The sequence below is a fragment of the Uliginosibacterium sp. 31-12 genome, from assembly GCF_030548425.1.
GTDB lineage: Bacteria > Pseudomonadota > Gammaproteobacteria > Burkholderiales > Rhodocyclaceae > Uliginosibacterium > Uliginosibacterium aquaticum.
On the sequence record NZ_JAUOOA010000006.1, the window covers coordinates 68,944 to 83,792 of the forward strand.

Genomic DNA, 14,849 nt, shown 5'->3' on the forward strand with positions numbered 1-14,849 from the left:
CCGCCCCTTCCGAAAGAACACCATGAAAACAACCATCGCCTTCCGCCTACTCCTGATCGTCATCTTCTCAGCCATCACCGCGCTGACAGTCGGGCTGGTCGGCATGCTGGCCACGGGTTCGCTGACGGACTCCTTGCGCAAGGTCCAGTCGGTCACCGTGCCACAAGTGGACGCCCTGCACCGGATCATCGGCCAGTCGCTGCGCGTGCGCGTTCACGTGTACAACCATGCCCGGGCCGAAACCACCGAAGAGATGGACAAGATCGAAAAGGCCATGACCAAGAGCATGGCCGTGCTGTGGGAAGAGGTGGAAAAATACGAGAAGCTCGTCTCCGACCCGAAAGATCGGGAGATGCTGGAGGCCGACAAAGAGAGCCTCAAGGTCTTCGAAACCTCTCTGGCTCCGGCCGTTGCACAGAACCGCAAGAACATCCCGAGCGACCCCGACTCAGTAAAACTGATCAATGCCGTCGTGAAAACCTCGGCCGATGCCGCTCGCAGCCTCAACGCTCACTATGAGCAGTTGAAGAAAGACATCGAAGCGGATCGCACCACTGCCGAAGCTGCGGCGAGCCGCCACCGTAACATCTCGTGGGCCGTCATCATCATCGGCGTGGGCCTGATTGCCACCTTTGGCCTGCTGCTGGTGCGTAGCATTCGCAGCACACTGGAGGGCGTGCAAGGCGCCATCACCCGTATCGAACGCGAGCGCGATTTCCGCATCCGCGTACCGGAAAGCGGTCAGGATGAGCTGAGCCAGATGGGTGCCAGTCTGAATCGTCTGATCGGCTCCATGCAGAACAACCTCCAGCACATCGGCCAGAACGCTGAGGATGTGGCCAGCAAATCACGCCACATGGCGGGCACCGCCCAGCAGGTATCCATGTCCTCCGGCCAGCAGAGCGAATCCGCCTCGGCCATGGCTGCCGCCATCGAAGAGCTGACGGTCAGCATCGGTCACATCGGCGACCGTGCCTCCGAAGCCAACCAGCTCTCGCAGGAATCCGGCCGACATGCTCAGGAAGGGGGCCAGATCATCGGCCAGACCGTGCAGGACATCCACGAGATCGCCAGCACCGTGAATGAAACCAGCTCGCGCATCCGTATCGTCGAAGCCGAGAGCGACAAGATCTCTTCGGTCGTGGCGGTGATCCGCGAAGTGGCCGATCAGACCAATCTGCTCGCCCTGAACGCAGCCATTGAAGCCGCTCGTGCTGGCGAACAAGGCCGCGGTTTCGCGGTTGTGGCTGACGAAGTGCGCAAGCTCGCCGAACGCACCGCCAACTCCACCCGCGAAATCACCACCATGATCGATGGCGTGCGCAACGGCGCCAAGGACGCGGTCAACAGCATGGCGATTGCAGTGGATCGCGTCAGCGTTGGCGTGACCCGCGCTGAAGGCGCCAGCCAGGCCATCGCTCGCATCAGTGAAACCAGCGGCCAGGCAGTGGAGATGGTGCGCGAGATCACCGACGCCATCCGTGAGCAAAGTGCGGCCAGCCACAGCATCGCGCAGCAGGTCGAGCGCATCGCCCAGATGGCTGAAGTCGGCAACGAAGGCGCCGCCCTCAGCGCCAATGCAGCCCACGAGCTCGATGCACTGTCCGCCTCGATGCAGCAGATCGTGCAAACCTACAAGCTCTGACGAGAACGCGCTTCAAAAAAATGGGCCGCCCGAGTGATTCAGGCGGCCCATTTCATTTCAGCCAATCAGGCTCACATCGAAGAGCGACATTCCGGCACCAGCGGGGCCGAGACGCGAAGACAAGTCGCAGACAGTGCTTAAGCACGGCAAGACGCAGTCGACAAAGACTCGGCCCCGCTGGCGCCGGAATTACAGCTTGTGATAGACCTCGGCGCCCTTCTTCACGAACTCCACCGACTTGGTTTCCATGCCCTTCTTCAAGGCGTCGATTTCGCTGATGCCCTGAGCGGCGGCGAAGTCACGCACGTCCTGGGTAATCTTCATCGAACAGAAGTGCGGGCCGCACATGGAGCAGAAGTGCGCCACCTTGGCGCCTTCGGCGGGCAGGGTTTCGTCGTGGTAGCTGCGTGCGGTATCCGGGTCGAGGCCGAGATTGAACTGGTCTTCCCAGCGGAACTCAAAGCGCGCCTTGCTCATCGCGTTGTCGCGGATCTGGCTGGCCGGGTGGCCCTTGGCGAGATCGGCCGCGTGGGCGGCGATCTTGTAAGCAATGATGCCGGCCTTCACATCATCCTTGTCCGGCAGGCCCAGGTGCTCCTTGGGCGTCACGTAACAGAGCATCGCACAGCCGTACCAGCCGATCTGCGCGGCGCCGATGGCGCTGGTGATGTGGTCGTAGCCGGGGGCGATGTCGGTGGTCAGCGGGCCCAGCGTGTAGAACGGCGCTTCGTCGCACCATTCCAGTTGCAGATCCATGTTCTCCTTGATGAGCTGCTGCGGCACGTGGCCGGGGCCTTCGATCATCACCTGCACATCGTGCTTCCACGCGATTTGCGTCAGCTCGCCGAGGGTCTTCAATTCACCCAACTGGGCTTCGTCGTTGGCATCCCAGATCGAGCCGGGGCGCAGGCCATCACCCAGCGAGAAGGCGACGTCGTAGGCCTTCATGATTTCGCAGATCTCTTCGAAATGCGTGTAGGTGAAGTTTTCTTTGTGGTGCGCGAGGCACCACTTGGCCATGATCGAGCCGCCGCGCGAGACGATGCCGGTCATGCGATTCGCCGTCATCGGCACGTATTTGAGTAACACACCGGCATGGATGGTGAAGTAGTCCACGCCTTGCTCGGCTTGCTCGATCAGCGTGTCGCGGAAGATTTCCCAGGTGAGGTCTTCGGCCTTGCCGTTCACCTTTTCCAGCGCCTGATAAATCGGCACGGTGCCGATCGGTACGGGCGAGTTGCGCAGGATCCATTCGCGGGTTTCGTGAATGTTCTTGCCGGTGGAAAGATCCATCACCGTGTCGCCGCCCCAGCGGATCGACCAAGTCAGCTTGTCGACTTCTTCCTGAATCGACGAGGACACGGCGCTGTTGCCGATGTTGGCGTTGATCTTGGTGAGGAAGTTGCGGCCGATGATCATCGGCTCGCTCTCGGGGTGATTGATGTTGTTCGGGATGATGGCGCGGCCACGGGCGACTTCGTCGCGCACGAACTCGGGCGTGATCACCTCCGGAATCGCGGCACCAAAGCTCTGGCCGGGGTGACGGCGGCCCATGAAGGCGGCCATCTTCTCGCCGGTCGGGCCGCTGGCTTTCAGCGACTCGATGTAAGCAGCGCGGTTCAGGTTCTCGCGGATGGCGATGTATTCCATCTCCGGCGTGATGATGCCTTTGCGCGCGTAGTGCATCTGGCTCACGTTATGGCCGGGTTTGGCGCGGCGGGGCTTGCGCTGCAGGTTGAAGCGCAGCTCGTCGAGCTTGGGGTCGGCTTCGCGGGCGCGGCCGTATTCGCTCGTCATTCCGTCGAGCTGCTCGGTGTCGTTGCGCTCTTCGATCCATTTGGCGCGCAGCGCGGCGAGGCCCGAACGCACGTCGATCTTGGCGGCCGGGTCGGTGTAGGGGCCGGAGCAGTCGTACACATAGATCGGCGGATTCTTCTCGCTGGCACCACTGCCGCTATGGCTCATGGAGGTGTCGCTCTGGGTAATCTCGCGCATGGGCACGCGGATGTCTTCACGCGATCCAGTGAAGTAGACCTTGCGGGAATTCGGCAGCGGGGCAATCGCGGCTTCGTCAACCTGAGCCGATGCGGCGACGAATTGTTCTTTGGCGTTCATGGTGCTTCCTCTCAATGGGCAAGGCGAGGAAGCGGGCGCAGCGGGGCGCTGCACTCGCCTTCCCTACGCCGGCATGACCCGGATCAGGTTCCAAGGGTGTTTCTCACCGTCCGCAAAGCATTGGACGGACCCCCGGCGAATCCGGCCACCTTACTGAAAAGGCGCGCGCAGGGCAACCCAGCAGCGCACCGGGGCATTCAAGCCCTCTGGCAACAGCCCCGGCCGGCACCGCCGTTCATCCTGCCGCTTCAAGGCTTTCACCCTGGCTGCCGTTAGCACTGGCTGGACCTGTATATCCGTGAGGACCGGGCATGGCCCCGTTTCGCCTTTCCTGCTCTCTGCTGAGTTTGTCTGCCTTGGCCGCTTGCAGCCTGCTGGCCGACAAACCCGAGCCGCCGCCGGCGCCTCCCCCTGCGCCCGCCCCGCAAGTGATCGTCGAGCCGCCCCCACCGCCACCTCCACCTGCACCTGCACCCACCAAGCCAGTCACCAAAGCCAAGCCTGCCCCCAAAAGCAGCAAGGTCAGCAGCAAACCGTCAACGCCTGAGGCCGCACCGAGTGCGGTAGCGCCCGCCACCAGCGCCAAAGCCGTCACCCGCAAAGCTGCCGCGCCGATTCAGGGCCCAGACTGGCTGCAATACTGCAGCGCCCGCCAGCAAAGCCCTACCGGAATCCTGTGCGATGCCAACACCCTGCTCGCTCAGCCCTCGGCCAAGGTTCAGGTCTACGTTCGCGAAGCTGCGCTGGTACGCGATACACCTGGCGGCAGGATCCAGCTACGCGAGGGGCTACCGCGCCTGTATCGCTTCTTCGTGATTCCTTGAGAGTCACGCCTCGGTTTGCTTCCGCCCCCAAGTAACGGATAATTCGCGCCCATCTCCGCTGTACCCGGCCTGACCTGATGACTTCTCCCGCCCTTGCTTTCGACTCAAGCACCTTCCGCCGCACCCTGGGCATGTTCGCTACAGGGATCACGGTCATCACCGCACAGGCCAAAGATGGCAGCCTGGTAGGGCTGACCGCAAACTCCTTCAATTCGGTGTCGCTGACCCCGCCCATGATCGTGTGGAGCCTGGGCAACAACAGCGGCGTGCGCGAGGTGCTGGAGCACTGTGAGTATTACGCGGTAAATGTGCTCGCCGACGATCAGGAAGCTTTATCGAATCTCTTCGCCAGCAAGGCGGCAGACCGTTTCGCTGGCGTGGACTGGGAGCCGGGGCTGGGCGGAGCACCAGTACTGGCCGGCTGCGCAGCCGTGTTCGAAGTACGCAACAGCCTGCGCTACCCGGGTGGAGACCATGTGATCTTCATTGGCGAGGTGGCGCGTTGCGATCGTTCTGAGCGGGAGCCCCTGGTGTTCTTCAACGGCCGCTATCGCAAACTTGCTGCGTTGTAGAAGTCAGCCAGCGGCAAAACAAAGAGCCAGCCCCCTGATGGAAGCTGGCTCTTGTCGTATGAAGTGAGCGGCTTTTCGCACGGGGCTCCTGGCATCGCCGCCTGGCCGGCCCCGCACAGCCGCTCTCATGCTTTTACGGCCGGGATCGGCCCGGCTTGAGGGCAAACCCCGATCAAGCACTCATTTCTGGATCAGTACCTGATGCGGCACGGCAGCGGGCCAGCTGGCCTGCGTAGCAACTTCCAGAATCGCCTTGTTGGTATCGAAATACACCTGCCAGTAATCGTCGGTATGGCAGTAAGGGCGCACCACCAGCTTCACCCCGGCTGGATTGAACTCGAGGATCTCGACATCCGGCGCCGGCTTGTCCATCACATTCGGGATCTGCGCCACCCGAGCCTTGAGCAGGCTGATGGCATTAAGTGGATCAACGCCGTGGGCCAACTGAGCGGTGAGATCAACGCGGCGAAAGTCATTGCTGCTGAAATTCACGATGTTGTCGGCAAACAGCTTGTTGTTGCCCACCACGGTCCGTACGTTGTCCGGTTGATCAATCGTCGTGGCAAACATGCCGATTTCATGCACCGTACCGGTGATGCCGGCGGCGGCAATGAAGTCGCCCACGCGCAGCGGGCGCAGCAGAATCAGGAAGACTCCCGCCGCGAAGTTGGCGAGCAGGCCCGACCAAGCCATCCCGATAGCCACGCCGGCGGCCGCGATAATGGCGGCAAAGGAGGCCGTTTCCACACCGAACAGGCTCAGGATGGCGATCACCAACAGCACGCGCATGCTCATACCGATGGCGGACTCCAGATACTCGATCAGCGTGGCATCAAAACCGCGCGCATCCATGCCGCGCCGGGACAACAGCTTGACGCTCTTGATGATCCAGCCACCGATGACCCACAGCACGACGGCGCCGACGATCTTCCAGGCAAAGGGGACCAGGTTCTGCAGGATGATGGCCGGCAGTTGGGTTAACAGGGTTTCGTCCATGTTCTTCATTCTCCGTGAGGGCAGCAACAGGCTTGCTTGCCGAAACGATACCCGCCCCCCCTGCGGGCTGTCGTTTCCATTTGTGCCCCCAAAACCCTGCACAGCGTTCTAAACGCAGGCAGGAAGGGCTTTTCAGGACTCTCCGCCCGAAAGGGCAAGCGCCTCTGCAGCCAGCAGCTCGCGCTGCCAGAGCTCCGGCGTGAGGATCCTCAGGCGCTCGCGAAAGGGCGATTTGCGGGCGAGCTTGAGCAGCAGCTTGTCGCGCGTCAGAAGCAGGTCAGCCTCACCCAGCCAGGCCAGGGCAAGGAACTTCTGGTCATCGCGGTCCTTGCAGCGCGGCAGTGCGTCGAGCTCTGCCAGACGCGTGTCATCCGCCTCCGGCAGGCAACGGGCTGCCTGAGCGTAAGTCGCGTAAATCTGCGCACGCTGTGCAGGCTCAATGCGGAACTGGACATAAGCCAGCACGCGCGCCAGTTCATCGAGGCAGTCGGCACGCGTGAGCAACTCGACAGCGCTGGTTCCAACCCAGTCAGCCAAGGTGGCGAGAGCCGGATCACGGAAGTGCCACAGGGCCATCACCACGTTGGTATCGAGTACCACGCGCAGCCGGTGGGAGGAAGGCAAAGAAAAGGGCATGCCCGGATCTTACTACGCGCTCCGGACAGCCCCTTCAATCAGGCCTCAGCGCAATGCGCCAGATACTGACGGATCGAGTTTTCCGCCGAGAATCGCGCCAGCTCCCTGTCACCCACATGCGGATAGTGAGCAAGCGCTTCATCGATGCGGACGGCCAGCGCCAGGTGATCGTTGCGCGCACACAGGAAAGGCGACAGTCGCCCGGTGAGAATTTCACTCGGCCCGGTCGGGCAATCAGTACTCACCACCGGGGTGCCCAGAATCAGGGATTCAATCAAGACGGTGGGCAGGCCTTCACTATCGGAAGACATGGCAAAGAGTGCAGCGTGCTTGATCCACGGGTAAGGATTGGTCTGGAAGCCGGGCAGCAATACCTTGTCCTGCAGGCCCAGACTCGCGACCTGCAGCGCAATCTGCTCACGCCAGTTTTTTTCCGCCTCCGTGTAGGCATCGCCGATCAGCACCAACTTGTGGCTCTGGCAGGCATGGCTGTCGCAAAAGGCGCGCAGGAGCAGATCCTGCCGCTTGCGGGCGGAAAAACGCGCGGCATACACGATGTAGGGACCATCGACGGGTGGCTGGTACTCGCGGGCCAACTGCCGGATCGCCTCAAAATCAAAGGGGTTGTAGATGGTCCGGATCGAGTGCGGGTGCACACCCACTTCATCGACGATATCGCGCTGCAGCGCATCGGACACCGTAATGATGTCGCGCCCGCCATAGGTCAGATGAAAGCGGATACGCCATTTGAGCGTGCGGAACAGGCGCTTCAGCCCGGCCTTGTCGCCGATCTTTCCTCGCAGGTACTCCACCATGGAGTTGCGATAGCGGATATACACATGCGGCAGGCAAGCCAGACGCGAAATCCGGTCGGCATCCTCGGCATTCGAGATGAAGAAATCGAAGCGGCGGCCATCTGCCTCGATCTCTGCCACGCAGCGCCGCAGGCGCCAGGCCAGCATGAGTTTTTCCAGCGCCCGGATGGGGTTCAGCCTTCCGGCAGGGGCTAACGCATGCAGCCGGACCCCATCGGGCACGCGATGCTGGATCTGATCATGCGCAAGGATGATATGCACCTCATGCCCTTGCCGGCGAAAGCCTTCTGCCAGGTTCAGCACCACGCGTTCGGCCCCACCACCTATCAGGGAATCGATCAGCAGGCCGATGCGCCGCGAAGGGCCATCCCCGGCAAGTGTTTGATGCACTGCTTGCTGCCGACGGCCGGCTATCTCTGTAGCCCGGCCCGAGTGGCTCTGCTGATGCCGGAAAGTCAGCTGCGGGAAAGAAGGAAGGGGCAACATGATTTTCTCTTTTCGGGGGAGTGGTTTGTGCATCGCACAAACCATGGCAGCGCTATCGGCGCACGCCCCGAATTCTTGAGAAAAATTTCACCATTTTTCGATACCCGTCACCCCCCCAGATGCCGTGTTCCCGATCCCCATAAAGCCCGCAAGTACAGCTCCAGCACCACACACCGGCGCCGTAGACCTGACAGTCAGCCCGGACTCCCCAACATGCCTCAGCCCCCGGCCTCTTCCGCCCCGCTTCACCCCCCCGCCAGCCTGCGTCAGCTGAGCGTACTGCTGGCCGTCTGGACCTTGCTGGTCGCGGTATCGCTGGCGCTGAGCATCAGCCGCATCCAACAGCACGCGCATGACTTGATGCTGGAAGGCGCACGCAACGTGTTTCGCACCATCGTAGCGGCACGCGCCTGGAACGCCTCAAGCGGAGGCGTATATGTTCCCGCCAGTGAGCAGAATCCGCCCAATCCCTTCCTGTTCAGCCCTAGCCGCGATCTGCACACCGACAAACTGTCGCTCACCCAGATCAACCCTGCCTACATGACTCGCCAGATTGCTCATCAGGCTAGCCTGCAAGGCACGCTGAAAATCCACATGACTTCATTGCGTGTCCTTCGCCCGGAGAACAGCCCGGACAGCTGGGAAAAACAAAGCCTTGCGCGCCTTGAGCAGGGCGAACTTGAAGTCGGGGAGGTCGTAGAACGCGCAAATGAAGGAAAAGAATTCCGGTTCATAGCGCCACTGTTTGTCGATAAAACCTGTCTGGGCTGCCACGCTCACCAAGGCTATGCCATAGGCGATGTGCGCGGCGGCATCAGCATCAGCCAACCTTGGCAGGACTCCGCCACGCGCAACCAGATCATCCACAGCAGCCTGCTGCACGCCCTGGTCTTCCTGCTACTGGCGGGTGGCAGTCTGCTGGCACATCGGTCGCTGGCAAAACGCTGGGCGCAGACCGAACAGGCCATGTCAGGCCTCATGCAGGCCGAAAAAATGGCCTCGATGGGGCGTCTGGTGTCCGGCTTCTCTCATGAGCTGAACACCCCGCTGGGGGTGGCGATCAGCGCCCTCTCGCACCATGAACATTGCCTCGACGACTTCGGCCACCTGCTCCAGCGCGAGGAGGTGCCGGAGCAGGAGATCCGCGCCCTGCTCACCGACATGCGTGAAAGCGGCCAACTCGCCCAGTCCAACCTGCGCCGGGCCGCCAATCTGGTCAGCGGCTTCAAGCGCTCATCCACCGACATCGAACGTGAAGACATCCGCAGCTTCAAGCTGCGCGAGATCGTTGACGAGGTGCTGCAGACCCTGAGCAACGTATATAAGAAAACCGCCCGCATCGAGCTTGATTGCCCACCAGAACTCGCCATGACCAGTGTCCCGGGCCTGCTCGACCAGATCTTCACCAATCTGATCATCAATAGCGTCACCCACGCCTTCGGGCCCGAACGAAGCGATGGCCACATCCGCATCGCGATCGACAGCGACGGCGCCGGACAAATCCTCATCAGCTACGCCGACGACGGCAAAGGCATGTCCCCCGCAGTCCAGCGCCGCATCTTCGAGCCCTTCTTCACCACCCGTCAGGCTCAGGGCGGCACCGGTCTCGGTCTCTACATCTGCTACAGCCTGGTCACCGAGCGTCTGGGCGGCAGCATTCGCTGTGACAGCCTGCCCGGCGCCGGCACCCACTTTTTGATCCGCCTGCCCCAGCACACCCCCACCGCACCTTCGGGCGAGACACCATGAGAATCATCAAGGATGCCATCCAGTTCGAAGCCGAACGCGCCACGCCCGCCAGCCCGACAGCCAAGCCGCTCTACACCTGGAAGCTGCTGGTCGTGGATGACGAACCGGACGTACGCGCCGTAACCCGCCTCGGCCTGCGTAATTTCACCTTCGCCGAGCGGCCGCTCGAATTCATCGAAGCCAGCTCTGCCAGTGAGGCCCTGCAGCGTCTCGCCGAACATCCGGACATCGCCGTGGCGCTGGTGGACGTGGTGATGGAAACCGAGGATGCAGGGCTGCGCCTGGTCGAGAAGATCCGCAACGAACTCGGCAACAAGCTCATTCGCCTGGTGATCCGCACCGGCCAGCCCGGAGCCGCCCCCGAACGCTATGTGATCGACCACTACGACATCGACGACTACAAGGACAAGACCGAGCTCACCACCACCCGCCTCTACACCACGGTGCGCAGCGCCCTCAAATCCTATCGCGACCTCTGCGCCATCGACATCAACCGTCTCGGCCTGGAGCGATTGCTACAGGCCGCGCCGGACATCTACCGCCTGGCCAACGTCTCACTGCAGGAGTTCTTCTCCGGCGTGCTGACCCAAGTCGTCGGTCTCTGCCACCTCTCACCGGACTCCTTCATCTCCACCATCGAGGGCGTGATCGCCACGGTGGAAAGCGGCGAGCAGGCGGTGCATGCCGGTACCGCCCCCTTCATCGCCAGCGGGCGCTTCCTTGCCATTCATGAACAATGCCGCAAGGCCGTGCTCGCCGGGCAGGATCCCACGGATCTGCCCGGCAACGCCTTCATCATCCCGATCGTGATCCATGGTCAGGCCGAGGGCTACATCTACATCGAACCCACCCTGCCGCTCTCCGATGACGACAAACGCCTGATCCGCCTCACCGCCCAGCAAAGCGCGCAATCGCTCGAAAACCTGCGCCTGCACATCGATCTCGCCAACGCCTTCCGCTACGCCATCGACATGCTGGCCGAAATCGCCGAGTTCAAGGACAAGACCACCGGCCGCCACATCGAACGCATCGCCACCTATACCGAGAAAGTCGCACTGGCGATGGGCTGCTCGCGTGCCGAAGCCGAGCACATGGGCATCTCCAGCCGCCTGCACGATGTCGGCAAGATCGGTATTCCAGACGACATCCTCGGCAAGCCCGGCAAACTCGACCCGGAGGAAGTTCGCATCATGCAGCACCACGCCAGCATCGGCGGCAGCATCCTCGGCCACGACAAGGCACTCGGCCTCGCCCGCAGCATCGCCACCAGTCACCACGAACGCTGGGATGGCCTGGGTTACCCGGCTGGCATTCGCTCCGCTGAGCTACCGCTCGCGGTACGCATCGTCAGCGTGGTCGACGTCTTCGATGCGCTGGTCAGCCATCGCCCCTACAAAACCCCCTGGCCACTGCCCGAAGCCCGCGCCGAGATTCTCGCCGGCCGCGATATCCAGTTCGACCCACAGGTCGTTGACGCCTTCTTGGGCTTGCTCGATCAGGGGGTATTCGCACACATGATTGCGGAAGCAAGCCTCCCGCCAGAAGGATGAGCCCCGCGAGGCAGAACCGCCCAAGTCGCCGCCGCCGGACACAAGCCCGTATCATCCAGCGATGAATGAAGACTTTCTCTGGCAGGCCTGGTGCGATGGCTGCGCCCGCCCCAACCCAGGCCATATCGGCCTCGGCGCCATCTTGCTGGGGCCGCAGGGCGGCCGTCATGAACTCTCCGAGCGTAGCCCCCACACCGGCTGCAACAACGAAGCCGAAGCCCGTGCTCTGCTCGCCACCCTCAAACTGGCACGCGCGCTCGGCGCAGCACATCTGCAAGTGCAGTGCGACAGCGACGTGGTGGTGCGCCTCGCTCAGGACGCCGAAACCACCGAAGCGGCACGCCTGGCGCCGCTCTTTGCCGAGATCCGGCAGCTTGGCGCCGAGTTCAGCCACCTGGAATTGCGCTGGCTGCCTCAGCATCGCAACACCGCAGCCGACCAGCTAGCACGTGCCGCACTGGGCTTGCCGCCACGCGCACCAGCCAAACCGGCGCGCCGCAAGCGCTGATCAGGCCGGCTTCTTCTTCACCGGCCGCACCCAGCCAGTAAAACTCAGCTGGCGGGCGCGACCGATCGTCAGCGCATCCGCGGGAGCGTTCTGGGTCAGGGTGGTGCCCGCCGCAATGGTCGCGCCCTTGCCCACCGTGACCGGCGCCACCAGCTGGCTGTCGGAGCCGATGAAAGCATCGTCTTCGATCACGGTACGGAACTTGTTGGCGCCATCGTAGTTGCAGGTAATCACGCCAGCGCCAATATTCACCCGGCTGCCCACCGTCGCATCCCCCACATAGGCCAGATGATTGGCTTTGGACTGCGCGGCAATCTGGCTGTTCTTGATCTCCACGAAGTTGCCGACGTGCACATCCTCTGCCAGCACCGTGCCAGGGCGCAGGCGCGCATAGGGGCCGAGCACCCCGGCCGCACCGATCACCGCCTCCTCGAAATGGCAGAAAGGTTTGATGACGCTGCCAGCCCCCACCGTCACGTCCCTCAGCACGCAATGCGCCCCTACGCGCACACCGTCAGCCAGCTCCACGCGGCCTTCGAACACGCAACCCACGTCGATCTCCACATCGCGACCGCACACCAGCTCACCGCGGATGTCGATGCGCGCCGGGTCCAGCAGGGTCACGCCGGCTTCGAGCAGGGCATCGGCCTGATTGCGCTGATGGATGCGCTCCAGCTCCGCGAGCTGGGCCTTGTTGTTCACGCCGAGCACTTCCCACTCGTGCTCGGGTTGCTGGGCAACGACCTCAACGCCATCAGCCACGGCCATGGCAATCACGTCGGTCAGGTAATACTCGCCCTGAGCATTATTATTCTGGAGGCGGCCCAGCCAGCCACGCAGCATGGCGGTGGGCGCACACAGGATGCCGGTATTGACTTCCCTGATGGCCTTTTCGGCCGCAGAGGCATCTTTCTCCTCTACGATGGAAACGACGCGGTCATTCACGTCACGCACGATGCGGCCATAGCCCTTGGGGTTGGCCAGTGTCACCGTCAGCAAGGCCACGCGGGAGCTCCCCGCCGCGTCCACCAACGCCTGCAGGGTGTTGGCCCGGATCAGCGGCACGTCGCCATAGAGCACCAGCACCGCACCTTCGTCGCCCAGCAAGGGCATGGCTTGTTGCACAGCGTGACCGGTGCCCAGTTGCTGCGCCTGCTCTGCCCACAGGATATCGGGCGCAGTCAGCGCAGCCCGTACCTGATCACCGCCATGGCCGTACACCACGCACAGCGCCCGGGGCCCGAGCGAACGCGAGGTCGCCAGCACATGCCCGAGCATGGGCTGGCCGGCAATCGGCTGCAGCACCTTGGGCAGGCGTGAATTCATGCGTTTGCCTTGTCCGGCGGCCAGAATCGTGATTTGCATGGTTCGGAAAGCGCGTGCGCGCAGTAGCGAAAAGGAAGGGCGGAATTCTAGCATCGGCCGCTTTGCGCCCTCTTTTGCGGCAGCGCGGCAAGATTCCGCGGACGATTTGATGATCGTCACCAAAAGGGCAGGTCTCGATAGTTAACATTGATGCAAGAGGACGAAGCTCATGGATAGCACCAATACACCGCTCGAAACACTGGAGAACATCACTTACGACGAGATCAAGGTCGGCGACAGCGCCACCCTCTCGCGTACCGTGTGTCGTGAAGACATCCAGCTCTTCGCTATCGTGTCGGGTGACGTGAACCCCTCTCACCTTGACGATCAGTACGCCAAGGACAGCCCCTCCGGCGAAGTGACCGCCCACGGCATGCTCTCCGGCGCCATCATCTCGGCGCTCCTCGGCAACAAGTTCCCGGGGCCAGGCACGGTCTATGTCGGGCAGAACCTGCGTTTCAAGGGCCTGGTGCATATCGGCGACACCCTCACGGTAAAGCTCAGCTGCGCCGAAAAGAATGCGGACAAGAAGCAGCTGATCATCGCCTGCAAGGTCACCAATCAGGATGACGAACTGGTGGTCGAAGGTGAGGCCACGGTAGCCGCCCCCACTCAAAAGATCCGCCGCTCGCGCGCAGCCCTGCCGGAAGTCACCATCACAGACCAGCAGCGCCGCTACGACGAGTTGCTGGCCCAGAGCGCCGGCCTGCCAGCCATCAAGGTGGCGGTGGCCCACCCCTGTGATGCCGAGTCGCTCAAGGGCGCTCTGCAAGCCATGCACGAAGGCCTCATCGTGCCTTGGCTGATCGGCCCGGAAGCCAAGATCCGCAAGGCTGCCGAACAGATCGACCAAAGCCTGGACGGCTGCACGATCATCAATACCGAACACAGCCTGGAGTCGGCCGAGCGCGCCGTTGCTCTGGCGCGGGCCGGCGAAGTCGACGCGCTCATGAAGGGCAGCCTGCATACCGATGAGCTGATGAGCCAGGTGGTCAACAAACTCACCGGCATCCGCACCGCACGCCGTATCAGCCATGTTTTCTTCGCCGACGTCCCGCGCTATCCTCGCCCGCTGCTGATTTCGGATGCCGCCATCAACATCCAGCCCGAGCTGGCCGACATGGTCGACATCGTGCAGAACGTGATCGACGTGGCCCACGCCATCGGGATTGCCAAACCACGCGTAGCCCTGCTCTCTGCCGTGGAAACCATCAACCCGAAGATTCCCTCCACGTTGATTGCCGCCGCCCTGTGCAAGATGGCCGATCGCGGCCAGATCAAGGGCGGTGTGCTCGACGGCCCGCTGGCCTTCGATAATGCCGTGTCGCCCTTCGCTGCCCGCACCAAGGGCATCGTCTCGGAAGTCGCAGGCAATGCGGATATCCTCGTGGTGCCCGATCTGGAATCAGGCAACATGCTTGCCAAACAACTCGAATACCTCGCCGGCGCGCTGCTCGCTGGCGTCGTGGTGGGTGCCCGTGTGCCCATCGTCCTGACCAGCCGTGCGGACAAGGCAGAAGCCCGGGCCGCATCCTGTGCCATCGTCAAACGTCTAGTAGCCCACCGCCTCGCGGCGGCAACCCTGTAA

Annotated in this window: 12 protein-coding genes and 1 riboswitch; of the genes, 7 read left to right on the forward strand and 5 right to left on the reverse strand. The window is 62.6% G+C overall.

Going from position 1 to position 14,849, the window contains the following annotated elements:
- The first annotated feature begins 22 nt into the window (after window positions 1–22).
- On the forward strand, window positions 23–1,645 hold the full coding sequence (locus tag Q3Y64_RS12430; RefSeq protein WP_303562293.1) for a methyl-accepting chemotaxis protein: 1,623 nt from the start codon (window positions 23–25) through the stop codon (window positions 1,643–1,645).
- Between the two features lie 189 nt (window positions 1,646–1,834).
- Here the strand turns inward: Q3Y64_RS12430 and thiC are convergent, their stop codons facing one another.
- A complete protein-coding gene (gene thiC, locus Q3Y64_RS12435; RefSeq protein ID WP_303562295.1) occupies window positions 1,835–3,760 on the reverse strand; it encodes a phosphomethylpyrimidine synthase ThiC in 1,926 nt (641 codons plus the stop codon).
- A 42-nt stretch (window positions 3,761–3,802) separates the two neighbouring features.
- A riboswitch (TPP riboswitch) is annotated at window positions 3,803–3,904 on the reverse strand.
- A 167-nt stretch (window positions 3,905–4,071) separates the two neighbouring features.
- Between thiC and Q3Y64_RS12440 the strand changes: the two genes are divergently transcribed.
- Together Q3Y64_RS12440 and Q3Y64_RS12445 are read left to right on the forward strand one after the other, a co-directional pair.
- On the forward strand, window positions 4,072–4,584 hold the full coding sequence (locus Q3Y64_RS12440) for a hypothetical protein (protein WP_303562297.1): 513 nt from the start codon (window positions 4,072–4,074) through the stop codon (window positions 4,582–4,584).
- Window positions 4,585–4,661: 77 nt separating this feature from the next.
- A complete protein-coding gene (locus tag Q3Y64_RS12445) occupies window positions 4,662–5,156 on the forward strand; it encodes a flavin reductase family protein (RefSeq protein ID WP_303562299.1) in 495 nt (164 codons plus the stop codon).
- A gap of 180 nt (window positions 5,157–5,336) precedes the next feature.
- Here the strand turns inward: Q3Y64_RS12445 and Q3Y64_RS12450 are convergent, their stop codons facing one another.
- The 3 genes from Q3Y64_RS12450 to Q3Y64_RS12460 form a co-directional block, all read right to left on the reverse strand.
- A complete protein-coding gene (locus tag Q3Y64_RS12450) occupies window positions 5,337–6,152 on the reverse strand; it encodes a mechanosensitive ion channel family protein (protein ID WP_303562301.1) in 816 nt (271 codons plus the stop codon).
- Window positions 6,153–6,284: 132 nt separating this feature from the next.
- Window positions 6,285–6,788, reverse strand: coding sequence for a putative toxin-antitoxin system toxin component, PIN family (locus Q3Y64_RS12455; protein WP_303562304.1), 504 nt, complete (start codon window positions 6,786–6,788; stop codon window positions 6,285–6,287).
- A 38-nt stretch (window positions 6,789–6,826) separates the two neighbouring features.
- Window positions 6,827–7,993 (reverse strand): glycosyltransferase, encoded by a 1,167-nt coding sequence (locus tag Q3Y64_RS12460; protein WP_303562306.1) that lies wholly within the window; start codon window positions 7,991–7,993, stop codon window positions 6,827–6,829.
- Between the two features lie 309 nt (window positions 7,994–8,302).
- Here Q3Y64_RS12460 and Q3Y64_RS12465 point away from each other — a divergent pair, with 309 nt between their 5' ends.
- The 3 genes from Q3Y64_RS12465 to Q3Y64_RS12475 all read left to right on the forward strand — a co-directional run bounded on the left by Q3Y64_RS12465 (window position 8,303) and on the right by Q3Y64_RS12475 (window position 11,896).
- Window positions 8,303–9,838, forward strand: a complete 1,536-nt coding sequence (locus Q3Y64_RS12465) for an ATP-binding protein (RefSeq protein WP_303562308.1) — start codon at window positions 8,303–8,305, stop codon at window positions 9,836–9,838.
- Window positions 9,835–11,388 (forward strand): response regulator, encoded by a 1,554-nt coding sequence (locus Q3Y64_RS12470; protein WP_303562310.1) that lies wholly within the window; start codon window positions 9,835–9,837, stop codon window positions 11,386–11,388. Before Q3Y64_RS12465 ends, Q3Y64_RS12470 begins: the two co-directional genes overlap by 4 nt.
- Window positions 11,389–11,449: 61 nt before the next feature.
- Window positions 11,450–11,896: a ribonuclease HI family protein gene (locus Q3Y64_RS12475; RefSeq protein ID WP_303562312.1), complete on the forward strand. Its 447-nt coding sequence runs from the start codon at window positions 11,450–11,452 to the stop codon at window positions 11,894–11,896.
- Here Q3Y64_RS12475 and glmU read toward each other — a convergent pair whose 3' ends face one another.
- Complete coding sequence (glmU, locus tag Q3Y64_RS12480; protein WP_303562314.1) at window positions 11,897–13,261, reverse strand: bifunctional UDP-N-acetylglucosamine diphosphorylase/glucosamine-1-phosphate N-acetyltransferase GlmU; 1,365 nt, start codon at window positions 13,259–13,261, stop codon at window positions 11,897–11,899. It abuts the gene before it with no gap.
- 169 nt (window positions 13,262–13,430) lie between these two features.
- On the opposite strand from glmU, the gene Q3Y64_RS12485 reads away from it, so the two are divergent.
- Complete coding sequence (locus Q3Y64_RS12485; protein ID WP_303562316.1) at window positions 13,431–14,849, forward strand: bifunctional enoyl-CoA hydratase/phosphate acetyltransferase; 1,419 nt, start codon at window positions 13,431–13,433, stop codon at window positions 14,847–14,849.

Excerpts from the sequence above, each read along its gene's own strand:
- Q3Y64_RS12430 (WP_303562293.1), top strand. The coding sequence starts at position 23 with ATGAAAACAACCATCGCCTTCCGCCTACTCCTGATCGTCATCTTCTCA.
- thiC (WP_303562295.1), bottom strand. The coding sequence starts at position 3,760 with ATGAACGCCAAAGAACAATTCGTCGCCGCATCGGCTCAGGTTGACGAA.
- Q3Y64_RS12440 (WP_303562297.1), top strand. The coding sequence starts at position 4,072 with ATGGCCCCGTTTCGCCTTTCCTGCTCTCTGCTGAGTTTGTCTGCCTTG.
- Q3Y64_RS12445 (WP_303562299.1), top strand. The coding sequence starts at position 4,662 with ATGACTTCTCCCGCCCTTGCTTTCGACTCAAGCACCTTCCGCCGCACC.
- Q3Y64_RS12450 (WP_303562301.1), bottom strand. The coding sequence starts at position 6,152 with ATGGACGAAACCCTGTTAACCCAACTGCCGGCCATCATCCTGCAGAAC.
- Q3Y64_RS12455 (WP_303562304.1), bottom strand. The coding sequence starts at position 6,788 with ATGCCCTTTTCTTTGCCTTCCTCCCACCGGCTGCGCGTGGTACTCGAT.
- Q3Y64_RS12465 (WP_303562308.1), top strand. The coding sequence starts at position 8,303 with ATGCCTCAGCCCCCGGCCTCTTCCGCCCCGCTTCACCCCCCCGCCAGC.
- Q3Y64_RS12470 (WP_303562310.1), top strand. The coding sequence starts at position 9,835 with ATGAGAATCATCAAGGATGCCATCCAGTTCGAAGCCGAACGCGCCACG.
- Q3Y64_RS12475 (WP_303562312.1), top strand. The coding sequence starts at position 11,450 with ATGAATGAAGACTTTCTCTGGCAGGCCTGGTGCGATGGCTGCGCCCGC.
- glmU (WP_303562314.1), bottom strand. The coding sequence starts at position 13,261 with ATGCAAATCACGATTCTGGCCGCCGGACAAGGCAAACGCATGAATTCA.
- Q3Y64_RS12485 (WP_303562316.1), top strand. The coding sequence starts at position 13,431 with ATGGATAGCACCAATACACCGCTCGAAACACTGGAGAACATCACTTAC.